At 49.6% G+C, this 21,523-nt stretch carries 18 protein-coding genes, 3 tRNA genes, 1 pseudogene and 1 other annotated feature; all 22 genes and pseudogenes read right to left on the reverse strand.

Going from position 1 to position 21,523, the window contains the following annotated elements; genetic code table 11:
- The coding region (locus ABGT54_RS03950; protein ID WP_346662941.1) for a glutamate--tRNA ligase family protein at positions 1-286 on the reverse strand (286 nt) is incomplete at its 3' end.
- 118 nt (positions 287-404) lie between these two features.
- Positions 405-477 (reverse strand) — tRNA-Thr (locus ABGT54_RS03955).
- A 76-nt stretch (positions 478-553) separates the two neighbouring features.
- Positions 554-1,162: a sigma-70 family RNA polymerase sigma factor gene (locus tag ABGT54_RS03960; RefSeq protein ID WP_070088936.1), complete on the reverse strand. Its 609-nt coding sequence runs from the start codon at positions 1,160-1,162 to the stop codon at positions 554-556.
- 55 nt (positions 1,163-1,217) lie between these two features.
- Positions 1,218-1,970, reverse strand: coding sequence for a 23S rRNA (guanosine(2251)-2'-O)-methyltransferase RlmB (rlmB, locus tag ABGT54_RS03965; protein WP_070088935.1), 753 nt, complete (start codon positions 1,968-1,970; stop codon positions 1,218-1,220).
- A gap of 31 nt (positions 1,971-2,001) precedes the next feature.
- Positions 2,002-2,445: a ribonuclease III domain-containing protein gene (locus ABGT54_RS03970; protein WP_070088934.1), complete on the reverse strand. Its 444-nt coding sequence runs from the start codon at positions 2,443-2,445 to the stop codon at positions 2,002-2,004.
- On the reverse strand, positions 2,430-3,836 hold the full coding sequence (cysS, locus tag ABGT54_RS03975) for a cysteine--tRNA ligase (RefSeq protein ID WP_346662951.1): 1,407 nt from the start codon (positions 3,834-3,836) through the stop codon (positions 2,430-2,432). The genes ABGT54_RS03970 and cysS overlap by 16 nt, the downstream gene beginning before the upstream one ends.
- Positions 3,837-3,868: 32 nt before the next feature.
- The gene (gene epsC, locus ABGT54_RS03980) at positions 3,869-4,546 is read right to left on the reverse strand and encodes a serine O-acetyltransferase EpsC (RefSeq protein ID WP_270643712.1); all 678 of its coding nucleotides are present in this window, start codon (positions 4,544-4,546) and stop codon (positions 3,869-3,871) included.
- A 69-nt stretch (positions 4,547-4,615) separates the two neighbouring features.
- Positions 4,616-4,900 (reverse strand) — a binding site (T-box leader).
- A gap of 37 nt (positions 4,901-4,937) precedes the next feature.
- Positions 4,938-7,019 (reverse strand): HAMP domain-containing sensor histidine kinase, encoded by a 2,082-nt coding sequence (locus tag ABGT54_RS03985; protein WP_346662942.1) that lies wholly within the window; start codon positions 7,017-7,019, stop codon positions 4,938-4,940.
- Positions 6,991-7,698: a response regulator transcription factor gene (locus ABGT54_RS03990; protein WP_346662943.1), complete on the reverse strand. Its 708-nt coding sequence runs from the start codon at positions 7,696-7,698 to the stop codon at positions 6,991-6,993. The genes ABGT54_RS03985 and ABGT54_RS03990 overlap by 29 nt, the downstream gene beginning before the upstream one ends.
- A 195-nt stretch (positions 7,699-7,893) precedes the next feature.
- Entirely contained in the window at positions 7,894-8,877 is a 984-nt protein-coding gene (locus ABGT54_RS03995; protein WP_346662944.1) for a GNAT family N-acetyltransferase, read from the reverse strand.
- Positions 8,874-9,434, reverse strand: coding sequence for a 2-C-methyl-D-erythritol 2,4-cyclodiphosphate synthase (gene ispF / locus ABGT54_RS04000; protein WP_346662945.1), 561 nt, complete (start codon positions 9,432-9,434; stop codon positions 8,874-8,876). Before ispF ends, ABGT54_RS03995 begins: the two co-directional genes overlap by 4 nt.
- A gap of 2 nt (positions 9,435-9,436) precedes the next feature.
- Complete coding sequence (locus tag ABGT54_RS04005; protein WP_070088928.1) at positions 9,437-9,709, reverse strand: hypothetical protein; 273 nt, start codon at positions 9,707-9,709, stop codon at positions 9,437-9,439.
- Between the two features lie 150 nt (positions 9,710-9,859).
- Positions 9,860-9,933, reverse strand: a tRNA-Met gene (locus ABGT54_RS04010).
- Positions 9,934-9,943: 10 nt separating this feature from the next.
- Positions 9,944-10,016 (reverse strand) — tRNA-Val (locus ABGT54_RS04015).
- Positions 10,017-10,128: 112 nt separating this feature from the next.
- The gene (gdhA, locus tag ABGT54_RS04020) at positions 10,129-11,463 is read right to left on the reverse strand and encodes an NADP-specific glutamate dehydrogenase (protein ID WP_070089887.1); all 1,335 of its coding nucleotides are present in this window, start codon (positions 11,461-11,463) and stop codon (positions 10,129-10,131) included.
- Positions 11,464-11,701: 238 nt separating this feature from the next.
- Positions 11,702-15,496, reverse strand: a complete 3,795-nt coding sequence (locus ABGT54_RS04025; protein ID WP_346662946.1) for a phosphoribosylformylglycinamidine synthase — start codon at positions 15,494-15,496, stop codon at positions 11,702-11,704.
- 118 nt (positions 15,497-15,614) lie between these two features.
- Positions 15,615-15,845 (reverse strand): DUF1461 domain-containing protein, encoded by a 231-nt coding sequence (locus tag ABGT54_RS04030; RefSeq protein ID WP_346662947.1) that lies wholly within the window; start codon positions 15,843-15,845, stop codon positions 15,615-15,617.
- Complete coding sequence (locus ABGT54_RS04035) at positions 15,823-16,356, reverse strand: DUF1461 domain-containing protein (protein WP_346662948.1); 534 nt, start codon at positions 16,354-16,356, stop codon at positions 15,823-15,825. The genes ABGT54_RS04030 and ABGT54_RS04035 overlap by 23 nt, the downstream gene beginning before the upstream one ends.
- 23 nt (positions 16,357-16,379) lie before the next feature.
- Positions 16,380-18,749, reverse strand: coding sequence for an ATP-dependent DNA helicase (locus tag ABGT54_RS04040; protein ID WP_346662949.1), 2,370 nt, complete (start codon positions 18,747-18,749; stop codon positions 16,380-16,382).
- Positions 18,750-18,888: 139 nt separating this feature from the next.
- Positions 18,889-19,680, reverse strand: coding sequence for a TIGR03915 family putative DNA repair protein (locus tag ABGT54_RS04045; protein ID WP_270643718.1), 792 nt, complete (start codon positions 19,678-19,680; stop codon positions 18,889-18,891).
- Positions 19,677-20,991, reverse strand: a pseudogene (locus ABGT54_RS04050) (putative DNA modification/repair radical SAM protein). The gene ABGT54_RS04045 and the pseudogene ABGT54_RS04050 overlap by 4 nt, the downstream one beginning before the upstream one ends.
- Positions 20,992-21,115: 124 nt before the next feature.
- Positions 21,116-21,493: a Uma2 family endonuclease gene (locus tag ABGT54_RS04055; protein WP_346662950.1), complete on the reverse strand. Its 378-nt coding sequence runs from the start codon at positions 21,491-21,493 to the stop codon at positions 21,116-21,118.
- Positions 21,494-21,523 lie beyond the last annotated feature (30 nt).

The raw sequence follows: 21,523 nt of genomic DNA on the forward strand, positions 1-21,523 counted from the left end.
ACACTAGATCGCGTGTTGCTCCCAGCCATTTCACATCTTCCTTGATGGACTCCACAAACTCCAGATCCTCTTTGGTCGGATTGGTATCATCGAATCGCAGATGGAACGTGCCGTTATATTTTTCTGCCAGGCCATAATTCAACAGTATGGATTTTGCATGCCCGATATGCAGATATCCATTTGGCTCCGGCGGGAATCTGGTGCAGACCTCGGTGTAGACACCCTCTGCCAGATCCTTATCTATTTCCTGCTCGATAAAATTCTTGGAAACCAATTCTTCTCCCATGTTGTTCCTCCTCATTCTACGTAACTGTACCTTATATTATCATAAATATTTTTTTGAAACAAGGCGTTTATCCATTCTGGATTTTGATAGAAAAAAAGACTCCCGAAAAGGGAGTCCAAGCTGCCGAGCGGAATCGAACCGCCGACCTCCGCCTTACCAAGGCGACGCTCTACCGACTGAGCCACGGCAGCACGCATATCTGTCATATGCAACAGTAGTAATATACAATACACAGGACCTGTTTGTCAATATCCTTTTTTACATTTTTTACTCTTTTTCTCTTTCCAGGATTTTTGCCGTCTTGGCCTTGATCCTTTGGAGAGCATTGTCCACCGTTTTGGGGCTCTTATCCAGAAGTCTTGCTATTGTCTTGTAGTCCGTCCCCCTCAGATGGAGATAGAGCACCCGTTTTTCCAGATCACTTAAACTCTCTTCCAGCCTGCTCTCGATCAACTCCGCATACTCCCGGCTGACAAAGAGCTCCTCCGGACTCGACTCCTGTCCGGCGGGCATGGTCTCGATCAGCGGAGCGCTCTCTTCGTGATCTTCATAAAAAGACACATAGGTATTCAAAGGACTGTGTTTCTTTCTCCGGGATGCGGCAATCGCCGAATACATCTGCCGGTTGATACACAGTCTGGAAAAGCTGAAAAAGGAGGCTCCCTGCTGTCCATCATAATCCTGCACCGCCTTAAAGAGGCCGATCATTCCCTCCTGGATCAGATCTTCATTCTCTCCGCCCAGAAGATACATGGCATTGGCTTCTTTGCGGACCTGATCCTTGTATTTTTCCATGATATGGTCCAGAGCATCCCTGTCGCCTTCCCGGTATCTGCGGATCAGTTCTTCATCCGCCATCTGCCCGTAATTTGGCATCCTTATGCCTCCCTCCCGCTGATTCCTCATCTGTTTTCCGTTTTCGCCCCCTGCATTAGCCAAGGCGCTGTCTGACGATCTCATAGGCCAGGACGCCCGCCGCCACCGATGCATTCAGGGAACTGATCTGCCCTTTCATGGGGATCGACGCCACAAAATCACAGGTTTCCTTGACCAGGCGTCCCACGCCTTCGCCTTCGCTGCCGATCACCAGGCCGATAGGGCCCTTCAGATTCAGGTCATACATACGTTCGCCGTCCATATCCGCACACACGAACCAGAGCCCCTGCTCCTTTAATTCCTCCATGGTCTTCACCAGATTGGTCACCTTCGCCACCGGGGTATAATGAAGCGCTCCCGCCGACGTCTTTGCCACCACCGCTGTAAGACCTGCTGCCCTGCGCTTCGGAATGATTACGCCATGGGCTCCCGCCAGGTTTGCCGTACGGATGATAGCCCCCAGATTATGGGGGTCTTCAATATTATCCAGAAGGATCAGAAACGGATCCTCACCACGCTCCTTTGCCAGCGCCAGCATTTCTTCCACCGTGGAATACGCATAGGATGCAACACTTGCGATCACTCCCTGATGCTTTCCTGTCTCTGAGAGCTGGGACAAACGTTCCTTCCCTACAAACTGGACAATGGTATCCTGTTTCCTTGCTTCTCTTAAGATTGTCTGTACCGGGCCGTCCTTACAGCCGTCCTGGACATAGAGCTTATCTACCGTTTTTCCGGACCGGAAGGCCTCCAGTACGGCATTTCTGCCCTCGATCATATTTTCATTGGTTCTCTTTTCTTCTCTCATGAACTTCTCCATTCTGCCGCCTGTGTGCTATTTACGACTCTTCCAGGCTTTCAAGCCCGGTCTTTACCAGCTTAAGCATCCGCTCCCAGTCCTTTTTCAGATACAGGTATCCCATCAGAGCCTCAAAGCCGGTTGCTCTGCGATAATCCGTTACCGACTGGTTTTTGGCCGGGGACACACTCTTGGAATTCCTTCCCCTTTTATATACCGCATGCTCCTCCTCTGTCAGTTCCTCCTGGAGACGCCTCATCATCTTCGACTGGGCAGACGCCTGCACCAGGGCACTGGTCTCTTTATGGAGTTTCTGTACCGGCTTATTACCCTCATTGACTACCAGTGTCCGGATCAAAAGCTCATAGATCCCGTCCCCGATATAGGCCAGCGTGAGAGGGGAATACTCCTGTATCTCCACCTCTCTCAGCTGAAAGATTTCCTGCATGGCGGCCTCAAACTGCCACTCTACGCTTTTTTCCATTTTACGCCTTCTCTCGTATCTTCCAGAATGATCCCTTTTGCCAGCAGTTCGTCCCGGATAGCATCTGCCTTCGCAAAATCCTTTGCCTTTCTTGCCGCCTGTCTCTCTTCGATCATCTTCTCGATATCCTCGGCAAGCATTTCTTCTTCCTTATCCACGATCAGCCCCAGCACGTCGCACAGCTTCGTAAGACGTTCCAGAAGCTTCTTCAGATATTCCGCGGAGCTTTCCTCTGAGGTATTGGTATTAATATATTTTACCAGATCAAAGACGGCTGCCACCGCGTCTGCCGTATTGAAATCATCATCCATGGCAGCTTCGAATTTACCCACAAATTCCTCTGTCTTTGCGTAAGCTTCCTGTTCTGCCTCTGTGAAAGCCTCTTCTTTTGCATTCTTCATCCGGAATTTCAGATTTTCTGCTGCATTTACAATACGCTCCAGTCCGTTTTTCGAAGCTTCCATCAGATCCGCGCTGAAGTTTAAGGGGCTCCTGTAGTGAGCGCTGAGCATGAAGAAACGCAGCACCTGCAGATCATACTGCTCGCTGATCTCCCGCACAGTCCGGAAGTTTCCAAGGGACTTACTCATCTTCTTATTGTCAATATTCAGGAACGCATTGTGCATCCAGTATTTTGCGAATTCTTTGCCGTTGGCCGCTTCACTCTGAGCGATCTCGTTTTCGTGATGAGGAAATACCAGATCCTCGCCGCCTGCATGAATGTCGATCTGCTCGCCCAGGTACTTCTTGGACATCTCGGAGCATTCAATATGCCATCCCGGACGTCCCTCGGACCAGGGCGACTCCCAGAAAGGCTCTCCTTCTTTTTTCGGCTTCCAGAGCACGAAGTCCAGCGGGTCTTCCTTTTCATCCTCTCCGGTTACAAGAAGGGCACGCTCTCCGGAACGCAGGTCATCCAGATTCTTATGAGACAATTTGCCGTAATCCTCGAACTTCCGGGTACGATAGTAAACGGTGCCGTTCTTTTCGTAAGCATAACCCTTGTCGATCAGTGTCTGGATCATATCAACCATCCCGCAGATCTCCTCCGTAGCCAGCGGATTTTTCGTGGCCGGCTTGATGTTCATGCCTTCCATGTCTTTTTTGCACTCTGCAATATAGCGCTTCGATATCTCGTCAGCAGACACTCCCTCTTCAATGGCCTTTTTAATAATCTTGTCATCCACGTCTGTAAAGTTGGAAACAAAATTCACATCATAGCCTTTATACTCGAAATACCGGCGGACTGTGTCGAACACGATCATAGGGCGCGCATTTCCAATATGGATAAGGTTATAGACGGTAGGTCCGCAGACATACATCCTTACTTTTCCTTCTTCCATAGGGACAAACTCCTCCTTTTTCCTGGATAAAGTATTATATAATTCTATCATCTTATTTTCCTCCTGAATCTTCTTTATTTTTAACCGATTTTCTCTTCCTGATGAAACTTGCAGATAATCTCCTCCAGCTCTTCGATCTTCCGGCGCATCCACAGATTATCATTCTGAAGCTTAAGAATATCACTGCTAATAGGATCCGGCAGATGTACCTGATCCAGATCCATCCGCGGAATCCGCTGATTTTCTCTTTTTACGATCCGCCCCGGCACTCCTACTACTGTACAGTTCGGCGGAACCTCTTTCAGAACTACGCTGCCGGCACCAATCTTCGAATTTTCTCCGATGGTAAATGAGCCCAGCACCTTGGCTCCAGCACTTACCATCACGTTATCCTTCAGGGTAGGGTGACGCTTGCCATGTTCCTTACCGGTACCGCCAAGGGTAACGCCCTGGTACAGAGTCACATTATTGCCAAGCTCTGCCGTCTCCCCGATGATTACTCCACTGCCATGGTCGATGAACAGGCCCTTCCCGATCGTCGCACCCGGATGGATCTCGATCCCTGTTTTCCTTGCAGCCCGCTGAGATACCCATCTTGCCAGAAAATAATGTTTTTTCCGATACAGCTTATGAGCAACGCGGTAACGCAGGATTGCCTGAAAGCTGGGGTATAAAAACACCTCCATGTTAGACTTGATCGCCGGGTCTCGTTCACGGATTACCTGTATCTCTTCTTTTACATAAGATATGATTCCCATACACACGCTCCTTTTATGATTTTCAGAATAGGGTCTCTGATGGAATAAAAAAAACTTCGTCTCCTGCATGCAAGAGACGAAGTATATCCGCGGTTCCACTCTTTTAGAGATTCCTTTTCTTAGTTCCCGTTACTCAGGGCAGAAAAGTCCTCTCCTCTTTCGGACGCCTAACGCGCGTCTGACGTACCCGGCTACCCGATACTCTGTCTGGCCTTTCATGCCGCACTTTTCGCTCGCCGGATCGACTCCCGGATGCACTTCACAGACACTTCCGCTTAAAACTGCTCTCAGCCGGTGACAGTTTCTCTCTGGCAGCCTATGTTATCTGTTACTCTTTCCGTTCTACGTCTTTTTCGTATAGATTATATCATATGTGAAAATCTGGGTTTTGTCAACACAAATCCCGGAATCTCACCTGTGTTTTAAACAGATCTCCGTCAATTTCTATGCCAAACTCCCCTCCCTGAAGTTCTACAAAGCTTTTCACGATGGCAAGGCCAAGCCCTGCACCTTCTGTATTTCTGGCGGCATCTCCTCTGACAAACCGCTCTGTCAGCTCCTGCCCCTGAATGTTCAGCTCTTGTTCGGAAATATTCTTCATCCGGATCACCGCCTGGTCATCTTCCCGCAGGATCTCAATAAACACCCTGGTATGAGGCATGGCATACTTTACGATGTTCACCAGCAGGTTTTCAAAGATCCGATAGGTCTTCTGACTGTCCAGACGGACGGTCAGCTTTTCTTCCGGATAGCTGCATCTGAAATCCAGGTCAGCCTTTTTGATCTTGTCCTCCAGCTCCAGCTTTACCTGCTTGAACAGGTTAACCACATCCACATCCATTAGCTCCAGCTTCACATTTCCAGAGCCCGCCTTGCTGATCTCAAACAGATCCTCGATCAGGACTTTCAGCCGCTGGGACTTCTTCTCCAGCACCTCCACGTATTCCTTCTGCTTTCCCGGATCCTCTTCCTTTTTTAGAAGATCCACATAAGTAATGATTGCCGTCAGCGGAGTCTTCAGGTCATGAGACACGTTGGTGATAAGTTCTGTTTTCATCCGCTGGCTTTTCACCTCTTCCTCCACCGCTTTTCCGAATCCCTCCTGGATCTTTTGAAGGCTTTCCGCCACCGGTTCAAAAAGCCCCGTGTCAGCGGGAATCTCGGTCTTTAGATCCCCGTTTGCGATGGCCGCCGCCGCTATATTGAGGCGGTCATATTTCTCACGGATATCCCGGAAGTACCCTCTCAGGAAGTAGAATAATACTGCGGAATAAATCACCAGCAGGATCAGGCCATAGTACCAAAAGCAGGTAATTACTGCCAGGATCACAAAATTAAGTCCCACCACCTTCAGGATCATCCGGTTATTTACGTCAGATAGTTTCAGGTCCAGCAGGGTGTCCATCGCCCGTTTCCGCCATCTTCCCATGGTTTCCCAGGCTTCTTTTACGCCTTTTCGGATGCCGCACTTCTGGGACACCAAAAGAGAATATTCCTTGAAATACGGTATAGGTCCAAGGACAAAGATCCGCCTCAGGTTTCCTGCCGCCCAGTAGACAACCGCAAAATACAGGAACCATACGGCAAGATCCAAAGGCCCTGCCACGCCATCACTTCGGCGGATCATCCATCCTGCATTTACACACACTGCTGTAATGACCAGGACAGCTGCAATGCACACCACTTCCAGCGGTGCCCGGAACACCTTTTCGTCTCCGGTGTTGAAAGATTTGACCAGCGGATATAAAAGCGCCGCCGCAGCCACCAATAAGCTCAGCCCGAAGATATGCGTCTGTCCGCCATCTGGCAGCAGATCGTCTGCATAGTAAAAATGCTCTTCCAGATATGTCCAGAGGTTTCCCTCTGTCATCGCAAAGGTAAATTCTCTGTTCGCAGGCATCGGAATATCATACTCCGAAGGCATTTCCCCCCAGTAATCCCCTGCCTCCAGTCCATTCAGGACCCTCCGGAATTCCCGGGCAATTTCCGCACGGTCCGGCCCTTTCCGGACCCGGATATCCGCCTCCCCATTTCCGTCATAGCTTAAGTTCAGTGCAATGGCATAATTCGAGAAGTCTCCCTCTGTCAGATCCTCCCCTATAGGCGCCACACTCTGCGAAATAACGTCGCCGTCCCCATCTGCCATCACATACTCCAGGTAAGGATAGAATCCGTCATATTCCTGCAGGGTGCTGGGGATGACGTCTTCCAGACTCATGCCCGCATATCCGGTTCCTTCTTCCCCCCACGAAACGTCCCTGTCTTCTTCAAGATAAATGACCCAGGAGGCCTGGACAAACTGCCTTAAGAAATCCTCGGAACGAAGCATTGCCTGCCTTGAATTTTCCTGTTCCTCCTTCATCTGGTTTTCATAAAGGCCATAGTACGATGTTATATTTGCCGTTGCCATCAAAAGAGTCAGTATGATCAGCACTACCGCCAGCTTATGCCTGTTTTTCAATTTTGTATCCAACTCCCCACACCACCTTCAAATATTTTGGTTCTCTGGGATTGATCTCAATCTTCTCCCGGATATTTCTTACATGCACCATGATCGTATCTGTGTTGACGGCCCGCTCATGCCATACCCATTCATAGATCTCTTCCGCTGAAAACACCTGCCCCGGATGTGTCATCATAAGCAGCAGGATCTTGTATTCTGTCGGCGTCACCTTCACCAGCTCCCCGTCCACCGTCACTTCTACTCTGTCCTCATTGAGTTCCAGTCCGCCAACGATATGTATATGCTCCTCTTTGGTATTCTGATCCAGCTTTTCCATAAACCGCCGGTATCTGCGGAGCTGGGAATTTACCCTTGCCAGAAGTTCCATAGGCGTAAATGGTTTGGTCACATAATCATCCGCCCCCATGTTAAGCCCCAGGATCTTATCCACTTCCTCTGACTTCGCCGATAAAAATATCACCGGGAAATCATAGCTTTCCCGCAGTTTCATCGTCATCTGGATCCCGTCCATCCTTGGCATCATAACATCCACAATGGCCAGGTGGATTTCTTCTTTCCGGATCACATCCAGGCCCTCGATACCATCCGCAGCCTGGAACACTTCATATCCCTGGCTTTTTAAATATATCTCGATCCCTTCCCGGATTTCCTTGTCATCTTCTACGATCAGCACATGGTTCATTTCCATAGTATCTTTCTCCCCTCGTTTTCTTTCCTGTCTTAATGATACGATTTTATGCAAATATCGTAAAGACCTTCCTCCTTTCTATCTAACAGCATAGCCCATATTTCTTAAGAGCATCCGGACAAATTTCTAAAGATATTCTGAAGAAAACAAGTGCAAAAAGAAAAGAGCCCTTCCGAGCTCTTTATACTTTATCCCTTATACCATTTCATTCAGATAGATTTCAGAAAGCGGAAGGAGCTTTTCTAATTCCCCGGCCATCCGGTCTGACATACTGACGCCCTCTTCCTTTCTTAATTCTTCTATGGATTTCACGCCAAACACCAGGTCGGCAAGCGCCCGGACGCTTATCACACCCTCGCTGTTCTCCGGCTTTGCATCCATCAGCATGACTCCCGAGAACTCAGTCCCCATAAGGGTCAGGCACCGGTTATTGTCCTCGATGATGGGATCCGTCACCGTAAAGCACACGCCTGTTAGTTCAGAAAGCTCAAGAGACATCAGCATCCTTCTTACGTCCAGGATCCGCACCATGATCTTACCCTGCTCCGGATGTTCTTTCGGCACCCAGATGCCAAAATCCGTGATCTTCCCTTGCGCATCTCTCTTTAAAAGGAGCTTCCCGCCGTCACTTTCATATTCCCGCAGCATCCTGAGATAATAGTCTTCATCCCGGACAGCATAGACCTGGCAGCTCTTCTTAAGGCTGTCGTTGGCCCACTCCGATAGTTCCTGGCAGTCTTTCCCTCCTGCCTGTATCCATCCTTCCAGATCCTTTACATAGGGCCTTGTCTGTTCAAATACCGTACGAAAATCATAGGGCTCATAGATTCCCTTTGCCGCCGGCATCAGGAAAGTAAATATCTCCCCCTCCCGGTACATATCCTCAAGCGCCCTCCTCAGGACGGCTCCCATATATCCCCGTCTGCGGCACTCCTTTTTCGTAGCCACTGCCACAATATAATGAGTTTCCTTCCGGCTTCCATTTACAGATAAGGAATAAGGATTCAGATGAGCCATGGAACAGATCTTTCCCTCTTCCTCCAGCACATATATCTGATTGTTCTTTGTCTTTTCTGTATAGTAATAATCGGTGAAAGCCTGGCTGTCCTCCGGAAATGCCTCTTCATAGAGGAACCTGGTCATCCCTTGTTCTTCCGTCTCTAATTTTCTGACGTTCATGACTCTTCGCCTCCCTGCATCCGCGGACAGCCGCCGCAGCCGGCACAGCCCGCCTCAGTGGAGGCCGCCGTATAACTGTAGTTCGCCACTGTTTCCAGGGCTGCTACAGCCTGTGCCGAGATTCCTTCCCCGCTTCCGGTAAATCCAAGCCCTTCCTCCGTCGTTGCCTTGATATTCACCTGGGAAACCTCCAGGTGCAGTACTTTTGCCACATTTTCCCGCATCTCTTCAATATACGGTGCCATCTTGGGCCTCTGTGCGATGATGGTGGCATCAATATTACTGATCACATAAAGCTCCTGCCCGATCAGATCACCCACATGCTCCAGCAGCTTCAGACTGGACGCCCCTTTATACGCCGAATCCGTATCCGGGAAATGCTTCCCGATATCGCCTAATGCCGCCGCCCCCAGGAGTGCATCCATAATCGCATGAAGGAGCACATCTGCATCCGAATGTCCCAGCAGTCCCTTCTCATATGGAATCCTGACCCCTCCAAGGATCAGATCCCTGTCTTCCACCAAACGGTGAACGTCATATCCCATCCCGATCCGCATCTTTACTTCTCCTCTTCTTTTTCTGCATCCTCTAGCGCCCGTTCCATCTCTTCTGCATCATCATCCATCATTTCTTTATAATCATGGGTGGCCAGCTTTTTAATCGCAAGACCTCCCCATACAACGCCAAGAAGCGCAAAGGCCGCTCCGGCCAGCGCATAGATCACATAGTGTTCCGGCTGATCAGCCAGTGATGACCTGATCAGGTTCCCGCCTACATATAAAAGCGCCAGGCCCGCAATCACCCGAAAAGTCAATGTCTTTTTATCCAGCATAGATTTTCCTCCATCCTTTTCTCATATTGAGTCAATTTTGTTTGTATTATACATGATTTGTCTTTCTTTGTAAAATGAAACGGACGGCAGTCTTAACTGACCTGCCGTCCGTTTCATCATTTCCCTCTTCCTCAGTCTGTGCATAAAAAATAGCGGGAACTGGATTTGAACCAGCGACACCACGGGTATGAACCGTGTGCTCTAGCCAACTGAGCTATCCCGCCACATTTGATATGGGGCCTATAGGGCTCGAACCTATGACCCTCTGCTTGTAAGGCAGATGCTCTCCCAGCTGAGCTAAGACCCCATATTCCTGCGGGTCCGTACCTCGAACCCGCTTTGCTATTATACTATGAAAAAACTCCAAATGTCAACACTTTTTTTCATTTTTTTTAGATTCTCTGAAAAACCGTTGTTTTCTATACGATTCCCTGAGCATTCATGGCATCTACAACCTTTTCAAAACCTGCAATATTGGCGCCTGCCACATAATTTCCTTCCATGCCGTAGCGCTTTGCAGCATCCACCATATTGTGGCAGATATTTACCATGATACCTTTCAGTTTTCCGTCTACTTCCTCAAAGCTCCAGCTTAATCTCTCGCTGTTCTGAGACATTTCTAATGCGGAAGTTGCAACACCGCCGGCGTTGGCAGCCTTTCCAGGCGCAAACAATACGCCGTTCTTCTGCAGATATTCTGTCGCTTCCATAGTAGTCGGCATATTTGCTCCCTCTGCTACTGCGATACATCCATTTTCCACAAGAAGCTTTGCATCTTCCAGATTCAGTTCATTCTGAGTTGCGCAGGGAAGTGCAATATCTACCTTTACAGCCCACACGCCGCGTCCTTCGTGGTATTCAGAATTCGGACGATATTTTTTATATTCGGTCAGCCTTGCGCGCTGTACCTCCTTGATCTCCTTCAGGGCAGAAACGTCAATTCCATCCGGATCATATACCCATCCGGTAGAGTCACTGACTGTCACTACCTTTGCGCCCAGCTGCTGTGCCTTTTCTGTCGCATAAATAGCAACGTTTCCGGAACCTGATACCGCCACGGTTTTTCCGGCCAGTTCTATGCCGTTCAGTTTCAGCATCTCCTCAGTCAGATAAAGAAGCCCGTAGCCGGTAGCCTCTGTTCTTGCCAGAGATCCTCCATAACTTAATCCTTTTCCGGTAAGTACTCCTTCGTAAAGGCCTCTGATTCTCTTATACTGTCCGAACATATATCCGATCTCTCTTGCACCTGTTCCGATGTCTCCTGCCGGCACGTCAGTGTCTGCTCCAATATATTTACAAAGCTCTGTCATAAAGCTCTGGCAGAATGCCATTACCTCTCTGTCAGATTTTCCCTTCGGATCAAAATCAGATCCGCCTTTTCCTCCGCCGATCGGAAGGCCTGTCAGCGAATTTTTGAAAATCTGCTCAAATCCAAGGAATTTGATGATTCCAAGGTTTACTGACGGATGCAGGCGAAGACCACCCTTGTAAGGTCCTATCGCACTGTTGAACTGTACACGGTAGCCAGTATTCACCTGTACCTGTCCCTTATCATCTACCCACGGAACACGAAACTTGAACTGTCTCTCCGGCTCTACCAGTCTTTCAAGAAGCGCGTCTTTTCTGTATTTCTCCTCATTTGCTTCAATCACTACTCTTAAAGACTCCAGGACCTCCTTCACCGCCTGGTGAAATTCCGGTTCCGCCGGATTTTTGGCTACTACTTTTTCCAGGACTTCATCAACATAAGACATTCTTTCTTCCTCCTTGATGCTTTGATATAATATACGTGAAAAGGAGCCGGCAAAGAGCCAGCTCCTTTTGACACCTTTGTCTGTTTAACAGAATAAAGTATTCTGCCAAAAAACTCAAGTGTTTTTTGTATTTTTTTATCATTTTTTTGCAGCTTTATACATCTGTTCCTGCATTTTCCACGGATTTTTTATAGCTTTTTAATCCGGATTGCAATATTCCTCTCTGAAAAATGCAATTTTATTTGAAGTAAGCCACACCGGATTCAAAGATCTTCATATCCTGTTCTCCGTAAATATTTACTGCCACACTGCGGCCTCTGCGCTCAGAGTGAGCCATCTTTCCAAGCACTCTTCCGTCCGGACTTGTAATTCCTTCAATGGCATAATAGGATCCGTTTACATTCCACTCTTCATTCTTTGTAACATTTCCCTCCGGATCGCAATAGCGTGTAGCCACCTGGCCATTTTCAAACAGCTTCTGGATCGTCTCTTTCGGAGCCACGAATCTTCCTTCTCCATGGGATGCCGGATTGACATATACGCCGCCAAGCTTGGCTTTCGCAAGCCACGGGGATTTATCCGTTACTACCTTTGTGTAAACCATTTTGGAGATATGGCGTCCGATAGTATTGTAGGTCAGCGTCGGGGACTGTCCGTTCTGTCCGGTAATCTTTCCGTCCGGAACCAGCCCCAGCTTAATAAGTGCCTGGAAGCCGTTACATACGCCGAGTGCCAGCCCGTCTCTTTCATTCAGCAGCTTCTCTACTGCTTCCTTAAGCTTTGCATTCTGGAATGCCGTAGCAAAGAATTTTGCGGAGCCGTCCGGCTCATCGCCTGCACTGAAACCGCCTGGGAACATGATAATCTGCGCCTGGGCGATCGCCTGTTCAAACACCTGGACAGAGTCCACGATATCTGCAGCGCTTAAGTTCTTAAATACCTTGGTGACTACCTTTGCACCGGCACGTTCGAAAGCTTTCGCGCTGTCATATTCACAGTTCGTCCCCGGGAATACCGGAATAAACACGGTAGGCTGTGCAATCTTGTGTTCACAGATATGAACGCGGGAAGCATGGAAGCATCCGTCTTCCTGCAGTTTTCCGTCTTCGCTCTCTTTTGCAGGCAGTGTCCAGTCATCTGTATCTTCCGCGCCAGAACTGGTAGCAAATACCTGTTCCAGAGTTCCTTTCCATGCACTTTCTGCCTCGTCCAGCCCGATCACACAGTTTCCATAGGAGAAGCGTCCATCGTCTGTCACCTCACCGATCACAGTATAGGAAATCTGGAGATTTCCAACTTCTCCGGCCGGCACCTCTGCGATCAGGTCTCCAAAGCCTGGTGCGAAGAAGTCTCTCGGATCCAGATTGTGCTCGATCTTTACGCCGCAGCCGTTTCCAAATGCCATCTTGCTGACTGCCGCCGCAATCCCGTGACGGTCCAGGGCATAAGCGGATACGATCCGGCCGTTTCCTATATCTTCATGAAATTTTCCGTACTGCTCCATCACTTTTTCATAAACAGGAATGTCATACTCATCTGTCTCTATCCGAAGCCATACCAGTTTATTTCCCGCCTTCTTAAGCTCTGGCGTGATAATATCCTTTTCTCTTGCAATGTCTACCGCAAAGGACACTAAAGTCGGCGGAACGTCAATATCCTCGAACGTACCGGACATACTGTCCTTTCCTCCGATAGACGGAAGGCCGAAGCCAAGCTGTGCGTTATAAGCGCCAAGAAGGGCTGCAAACGGCTGGCTCCATCTGTGTGGATCCTCTGTCATGCGGCGGAAATATTCCTGGAATGTAAAGCGGATCTTCTGATAGTCTCCGCCGGAAGCCACGATCTTCGCCACTGATTCTGTTACCGCATAAATTGCTCCGTGATACGGGCTCCAGGTAGACAGGAACGGATCGAATCCATAACTCATCATGGTCACCGTGTCACAGTCGCCTTTCAGCACCGGAAGCTTAGCTACCATAGCCTGGGTCTCTGTCATCTGATACTTGCCGCCGTGAGGCATAAATACAGAGCCGGCCCCGATGGAACCGTCGAACATCTCCACCAGTCCCTTTTGTGAGCACACATTCAGATCTTTCAGGGTACCAAGCCACTGTTCTCTGACATCACCCACCTCCTGACGGGTCAGGATGGTATCTTTACGGTTCGGAATATCTACAGCCACAGTTGTCTCCTGGTGTGCACCGTTGGTATCCAGGAACGCGCGGGAAAGATTTACGATCTCTTTTCCTCTCCAGGAAAGTCTGAGTCTTGGCTCTTCCGTCACAACTGCCACCTTTGTGGCCTCCAGATTTTCTTCTGCTGCATAAGCCATAAATGTATCGGCATCTTTTGGATCAATAACCACTGCCATACGCTCCTGGGATTCAGAGATTGCAATCTCCGTTCCGTCCAGGCCGGCATATTTCTTCGGCACTTTGTCCAGATCAACTTTAAGGCCGTCTGCCAGCTCTCCGATAGCTACTGATACACCACCTGCGCCAAAGTCGTTACATTTCTTGATCAACCTGCTGACTTCCTCTCTGCGGAACAGTCTCTGGATCTTACGCTCGGTAGGCGGATTCCCCTTCTGTACCTCCGCACCGCAGGTAGTCGTGGACTCTTCTGTATGCACTTTAGAAGAGCCCGTCGCTCCGCCGCAGCCGTCACGCCCGGTGCGTCCGCCAAGCAGGATGATGATATCTCCAGGATCAGAGGTTTCCCGGATCACAGCTCTTCTGGGCGCTGCTCCAAGTACCGCCCCGATCTCCATACGTTTTGCCACATAATTGGGATGATAGATTTCTTTTACTGCTCCTGTCGCCAGACCGATCTGGTTTCCGTAGGAGCTGTATCCATGAGCTGCTTCTCTGACCAGTTTTTTCTGCGGAAGCTTTCCTTTTAAGGTGTCTTTCACTGATACTGTCGGATCTGCCGCACCTGTCACACGCATAGCCTGATAGACATAGGTACGTCCTGACAGCGGATCACGGATCGCTCCGCCCAGGCAGGTAGCGGCTCCACCGAAGGGTTCGATCTCTGTGGGGTGGTTGTGGGTCTCGTTCTTAAAGTTGACCAGCCATTCTTCCTCCACGCCGTCTACCGTTACCGGAACCACGATGCTGCAGGCGTTGATCTCTTCAGACTCCTCCTGATCCTCAAGCTTTCCTTCCTTTTTTAACTTACGCATAGCCATCAGAGCAAGATCCATCAGGCAGACAAACTTATCCTCCCTGCCCTTGAAAATCTCACTGTGATCCGCCAGATACTGCCGGTAGGTTTCTTCGATCGGAGCTTTATAGTCACCCTCTCCGAAGGTAACGTCCGTCAGTTCTGTGGAAAAGGTGGTGTGCCGGCAATGGTCAGACCAATAGGTGTCCAGCACCCGGATCTCCGTCATGGACGGATCCCGTTTTTCCTCTCCCCGGAAATAATTCTGGATATGGAGAAAATCTTTAAATGTCATCGCCAGGCCCAGCGAATCATACAGCTCTTTTAACGGCTCTTCTTCCATATCTTTAAAGCCTTCGAAGATGATCACATCCTCCGGCTCTTCAAACTGTGTTACCAGAGTTTCCGGCTTTTCCATGCCTGTCTCTCTGGAATCCACCGGATTGATACAGTGTTTTTTGATCGCCTCAAATTCCTCATCTGAGACTGCCCCCTCTACCACATATGTGGTAGCCGTATGGATCACCGGCTGTTCGTCTTCTTTAATGAACTGTACACACTGAACCGCCGAATCTGCTCTCTGGTCAAACTGTCCGGGCAGAAATTCTACGGAAAACACACGGCTTCCTTCTTTTACCGGAAACTCTTCCCGGTACAGCGTGTCCACAGGCGGCTCTGAAAAGATGCCGCTGCATGCCTTCTCGAAGGTCTCGTCTGTCATATTTTCTACATCATAACGGATCAGCACCCGCACATTTTCAAGGCTTCTGATCCCCAGATAACCGGAAATCTCATGGTACAGATCCTTCGCCTGTACTGCATACTCCGGCTTTTTCTCTACATATACGCGTTTTACATTGCCCATAAAGCTTCCTCCATCTTCCGTCTTATTATTGAAGTAATGCCACGGATCACTGGCACATCCCATGCTCACGCAATCCTAAGACCATCATAACACAGGAATCCCGATTAGTAAAACCAAACTATTGGCTGTCTGTCGATTTCCTGTCATTCTTTTTATGCCGTTCCCAGAATTTCCAGAGAGCCCTCTGTCTCCATCCGGCCATGACCGCGAAAAGTAAAACCAGGCCTCCCACAAACCAGGCCCCGATCCGCATGACCATATCATAGAAGAATCCCTCCGGCAGCATCCGGATCATATAATCCGTCGCCGGATCAAAGAGCCACAGATCATTGGTAAAAAAAAATTTCATGAAAAAGAGTAAAGCTGGCGGTAAAGTCCACGGCAAAAGAGCACAGAAGCACCACGATCAGCACGCCGAACACGCCAAGCGCCAGAAAATACCCTCTGGTGATCTGCTTTCTCATGTCCGCCTTTGTGGCTGCCAGAAAGAGCACAAGCAGCACTGCCAGCACAAGGCAGACCGTACGAAGCTTTAGCCCTCCCAGGAACAGGTTCTTCACATCCTCCATGTGCAGTCTGTCCTGCTCATTGAAGAAATCCTGGGTTTCTCCATCCACATTTGTCTCGATGGAAAGCACCTCTTCTCTTCCGATCAGATAATCCATCATATACTCTGTTACTTCCATGACATCTTCTATGGTCATATCCAGAGAATCTGTCACGTTATACTTTTCATATTCCTCTTTGTAAAATCCATACTCCGGATCTCCATAGATCCCTATCTGGAAACTGGTGATCAGCAGTGCGATGATGACCAGAAACATCGCCGCAAAGCCTGCTGCCCCATGCAATTTCTTCATGCTGTCACTCCTTTTTGTTGTAATCAGTCTTCTTTTTCTGACTCCCAGAACTTTCGGATCTTCTCCGATGCGTTTTCTCCATTACAAAAGCTGTAGGATGCCCATTCTCTGGGAAAAGTCTCCCGGTACCGTCTGTCCGCAAACCGGTCGTCCAGGAGAAGGATCACGCCCCGGTCCTCATCCGTACGGATCACCCGTCCGGCCGCCTGGAGCACTTTGTTCATTCCCGGATACAGGTAGGCGTAATCGAATCCTTTAAGCCCCTGCCCGTCAAAATACTGTCTCAGAAGCTCCCGCTCCCTGCACACCTGGGGAAGCCCTGTCCCCACGATCACTGCGCCGATTAGCTTATCCTCCGTAAGATCGATCCCTTCTGAAAAAATACCACCCAGCACACAAAAGCCCATCAGGCTGTTTTCCCGGTCTTCCTCAAAGTTTTCCAGGAAAATCTCCCTGGCCTCCTCCGACATATACTGGGACTGCATCACATACTCCACGTCCCCGCCTTTTTCCTCCAGGAGAGCCAAAAACTCCTCGTATACCTCTTCCATAAACCGATAGGAGGGGAAAAACGCTATATAATTTCCCGCTTTCGCTTCCGCCACCTTCAACAGGTACTCTGCGTATTTCCGGTACATCAGAGTTCCCCGGAGCTTGTACCTGGTGCTCACATCCGTCCCCAGCATCAGCAGCCTGTGCTCTGTATCAAAAGGCGATTCTGCATAAATCGTGTAATCGTCCGTCACTGTGCTGAGAAGCTTTTTGTAATAGTGGATCGGAAGGAGTGTCGCTGAAAAGAAGATTGTACTTGCTCCCTTTTCCAGATATTCTTTCAGTCTTCCGGCAGGATTGACACAGAACAGGTGAAGATAAAATTTATCATCTCCGCCAAGTTCCGAATAGATCATATAGCTTTCATCCAGCACCTCATACACACCGATAAATGTCCGTACATCAAAATATAATTCCAGAACTTCTTTCCGGATTTCTTCCCTGTCACATTCCTCCAGGAAACGCTCCATCTCGCCCATTAAAGAGACCAGCTTCAAATAGACGTTCCCCGCACTGTTCAGAACCTGACAGCCGTCGCACTCCCGCTTCAGGGAGAGAAGCTGGCGGTTACATTCCTCCAGCCGTTTTCCAAGCTTTACATCCTCTGTCTTCACCATCCTCTTAATCTTCAGAAAGTCTTCTTTACAGATCCTGGCGCTGTACATCTCCCGGCCCCGGTCTACCAGGTTGTGGGCCTCATCGATCAAGAACAGGTAGTCGCCTTTGTTTCCCTCGCCAAAGAATCTCTTCAGATGCGCATTGGGATCAAAGACATAATTATAGTCGCAGATCACGGCATCTACCCAGGTCGATATATCCAGCCCCAGTTCAAAGGGACAGACCTTCCATTTTTCTGCCTGCTCCTCGATCACTTCCCGGCTGATGGCGTCAGTGGTAGTCAGAAGCTCATAGACGGCATCGTTGACCCGATCGAAATGACCTTTCGCATAGGGGCAGGCGTCCGGGTTGCATTCCGTCTCTTCACAGAAGCAGATCTTTTCCTTTGCCGTCAGCACGATCACCTTCATCCGGAGCGCCTGGTCACGCAGGGTCTCGAAAGCCTGCCAGGCCACGGTCCTGGTGATGGTTTTGGCCGTCAGATAAAAGAGTTTCTCGCCCAGTCCTTCTCCCATTGCCTTGATGGACGGAAAGACTGTGGCAATGGTCTTCCCCACGCCTGTCGGCGCCTGGATAAAAAGCTTCTTTTTCTGTTCGATCGTCCGGTAGACAGCAGCGGTCAGCTTTTTCTGCCCTTCCCGGTAGGCAAAGGGAAAATGCACCTCCCGGATCGAAGCATTTCTCTTTTCTCTCCACTCTATCTGGAATCTGGCCCATTTTTCGTACTGCCCGACAATCCCCAGAAACCATTCCTTTAAGCTTTCCGTCTGATGGACGCTCTGGAATCTTTTGATGTCCTCGGTATCCATATTGCAGTAGGTCATCTGTACGCCAATCTCTTCCAGGCTCTGCTGGCTGGCATAGATATAGGCGTAGCACTTGGCCTGGGCAAGATGTACCGGAACCGGTTCTTTTAAAAGCTCCAGATCTTTATATATCCCTTTGATCTCATCGATCACAATGCCGGAAAGGGTCTCTATGACTCCGTCCGCTCTTCCTTCCACGGACAATATGAAACCGCGGCAGGGAATCTCCATTTTCATCGCCACTTCGGCGTGGTAATCTGCTCCCATTCTGCGCTGGATCTTCCGATGGATCTTTCCTCCAAGGAGCATTGCATCTTTGTCTGCCCCTCCTGCCCGGTTATCGATATCTCCGCTGCGCAGGATAAATTCCACCAGGTTTCGGACAGAAATCCGGACCAGCGGCTGTTCTGTTTCCATATGATCTCTTCCTATCTTTTCTATTCAGTCCCTTTCCGGACTCCGAAGACATCTTACCACACTGGCTGCGGACTCTGCAAGAGGCCTGCTCTCTCCTGCCGTTCTCTTGATTCTTTCCCGCAGATGTTCCGCTGGGGCTTTAGCGGATATTTTCCCCTGCAAATTCTGTCATATTCGGCCGGTATCGAAGCGGAAGATGGCTGAGCTGGCACCCTGGATTTTTCCGTTCTTCAATCGAGATCGCCCGGCAGAATCCCTTCCACAGGCGGACGTATTGTCCCTCCTCCACGGACACACGATCAAACTTTTCTTTCTGCTTCTTTCTCATTTCTTCTGTCTCTTCTGCCAGAACCCACTGCTTCCCCGCCTCATGGACGGCAAACATCTGATGGTTCTTATCATGGATCATCCAGTTTTCCAGAGGCAGCCGGTCGGCAAAATGCGGTGCGAGACAGGTAAGCACCTGGGCTTTCGGTGTGATCGGCGCATACAGCACGCCATTTTCCAGTTCCCGGAACCTTAAGAACCCTTTCAGATTATGGGCTTCTCCTCCCACACTCCGACTCAGTTCAAAGACTTTTTCTACCATCGGGTGGCTTAGATGTTCCATGATCCTCCTGCTGTCCGGAAGACGCCTGGCCGCCATCATGGTTCCAAGCACCACATTTCCTTTCTCTCTGTCATTGGAAAGGAGCGCATAATAGAGGTCCCGATGCGTTCTTTCTCCCAGGTTTTTCCGAATCATCCGGTCCACTGCGGCAGCTTTTTTCCAGCTTTCCTCCACTTCAGCATAATCACAGAACAGCTCCTGTTCTACCAGCCCCTTCAGGGCGATTCCGCACTCCCCTTCTTCCTTTCCACTCTTCCAGGCGTCGTAGATCCCGGAATAGATCCCTGTCACAGAATCCTCACACACATAGATCGTTTTCATAGCATCACATTCTCCCTGAATCTAACGTCGTCAAACAGCGACATCTGCCGGTATCCCATGTTTCTGACCTCCACAGGCAGCTTTTCTTTTGTCTCCAGCAGATTCCTTGCGATATAATCCTCTTCCATCCGGGTAGGATACATCATTTTCCCGCTGCAGGTAATAAAGTACAGCGCCCTTTTCAACACCACTCCCATTTTCTTCAGATCCTCAAATTTCAGGACTCCCAGCCGTCTCGCCTTCACGATCCTGGACGCAGACTTATATCCGATCCCCGGCACCCGAAGAAGCATCCGGTATTCCGCCTGGTTGATCTCCACCGGGAAATAGTTCAGATTCTTCAAAGCCCAGTTACATTTAGGATCAAACAGTACATTGAAGTTCGGATCCTCCTCAGACAAAAGTTCCTCCGCCTGAAAGTAATAGTAACGCAGCAGCCAGTCCGCCTGGTACAGCCGGTGCTCCCGAAGAAGCGGAGGCCCTTCTCCCGTCCTGGCGGGAAGCGCCGAATCTTCATTTACATGCACAAAGGCCGAGTAAAACACTCTTTTCAGGTCAAATTTCTGATAGAGGGACTGGGCCACCTGGATAATCTGATAATCCGTCTCCGGAGTAGCGCCGATGATCATCTGCGTACTCTGTCCTGCCGGCACAAACCTGGGTGCTCCCCGGTACACCTGGATCTCCTGCTTGTTCTGCGCTGTCCTTGTCTGCACCAGACGCATAGGCTCTAATATTTTCTTTCGCGTCTTATGGGGAGCCAGGGCTTTCAGCCCGTCCGCCGTAGGGAGCTCCAGGTTTATGCTCATCCGGTCTGCCAGAAACCCCCAGACGCTCCACCAGGTCCCTGCTGGCCCCCGGAATCGCCTTGACATGGATATACCCCTGAAAATTACACTCTCTGCGCAGTTTATAGAGCGTGGCGTATAAAAGCTCCATGGTATAGTCCGGGCTCACAAGCACACCCGAGCTTAAGAAAAGCCCCTCGATATAGTTTCTCCGGTAAAACTCCATAGTCAGTGTACAGACCTCGTCCGGCGTAAAGGAAGCCCGCGGCACATCATTGGTCCGGCGGTTGATACAATATTTACAGTCGTAAATACATTCATTGGTAAATAAAATCTTCAAAAGCGAAATACAGCGGCCGTCCGCCGAGAAGCTGTGACAGATCCCCGCCCGCTCGCAGCTTCCCATCCCCGTGCCGTCTCCCTTACGGTCCGCCCCGCTCGACGTGCAGGCCACATCATACTTTGCCGCATCCGTAAGAATCTGAAGTTTATCATAAAGGTCCATCGTCTCCTGGATCCGCATACAACCACCTCCCGGGGACGTACACCTATTGCATTTGTCTACGTCCCCATTTGCGCAAAAGAACATTTGTTCGATAAACCAATTATACGAACAAATGTTCTTTTTGTCAATCCGGTATTCTCTTTTATTCAAACATTGCATCATGCTCTGCCAGCAGTTTTCCCAGGTTTAAAGTCAGACCTTTGATCACCCGCGAAGCCATCTTTTCCCTGAAAGGCTTTACCACGGGCGACATGCCTTCCTCCAGGTCATACATCATGATATTTTCCTGTTCCGGATCGATGATCCAATACTCCCGCACATCGTATTTCGAATAAATTCCCAGCTTCTCCAGGCAGTCATACTTCTTATTACCTGGGGACAGAATTTCCACCACCAGATCCGGCGGCCCCATACATACTCCGTCCTGTATCTTTGTCCGGTCACAGATCACCGACAGATCCGGCTGTACCACCACCGCGTTTCGCATACTTAACACGACGCAAAACGGCGCAGGGATCACCTCGCATTTTTTACAACACGCGATCTAGTG

The sequence above is a fragment of the uncultured Merdimonas sp. genome, from assembly GCF_963929015.1.
Lineage (GTDB): Bacteria > Bacillota > Clostridia > Lachnospirales > Lachnospiraceae > Merdimonas.